Annotated in this window: 1 protein-coding gene; it reads left to right on the top strand. The window is 59.2% G+C overall.

All coding sequences use genetic code 11. The features are described 5' to 3' along the window. Nucleotides 1-669 (top strand): extracellular solute-binding protein (locus CWO91_RS42380; RefSeq protein WP_130221195.1); only part of this gene is annotated, 669 nt, incomplete at both ends.

Genomic DNA, 669 nt, shown 5'->3' with positions numbered 1-669 from the left:
TGGACGGGATCGCAGACTACTGCAAGCATCCATATGGCTTCGGCAGCCAGATCTATTCTTTGAATATGGTCTACAACACGAAGAAGTTCCCGGCTGACAAGCCGCGGCCCACCAGCTGGACCGAGTTCTGGGATGTCGAGAAATTTCCCGGCGTCCGCGCGCTCCCGAGCGGTCAATACGGCTTCCCTGCGCCTTGGGAGGAAGCTCTGCTGGCGAGCGGCGTGGCTAAGGATGCGCTCTACCCCATGGACATCGACCGTGTGTTCGCGAGTCTCGACAAGATCAAGCCGCACGTTCGCAAGTGGTGGACGGGCGGCGCCGAGATCTTGCAGATCATGCGCGATGGTGTGGCCGACATCGCGCTGTCCTACGACGGGCGGGCGCTCACCCTGATCGACCAGGGCGATCCTATTGAAATCAATCGGAATCAAGCCAAGCTGACCTGGGACTACTGGATCATCCCAAAAGGCAGCCCGAACGCTCAGAATGCGCAGAAGTTTATCGAGTTTGTCGGCCGCGCCGACCGCCAGGCAGCTTTCGCCCAGCTATTCCCGCTCGCTCCCAGCAACCGCAAAGCCTACGAACTGATACCGGAGAAAGTCGCTCGCAAGCTTGCGACGTATCCGGACTACATGGCGAGCAGCTTTCCTGTGAATGGCAAATGGTACG

Source organism: Bradyrhizobium genosp. SA-3, from assembly GCF_004212635.1.
GTDB lineage: Bacteria > Pseudomonadota > Alphaproteobacteria > Rhizobiales > Xanthobacteraceae > Bradyrhizobium.
Note: the sequence above shows the minus strand (reverse complement) of the source record. Positions and strands in the feature narration are given on the sequence as shown.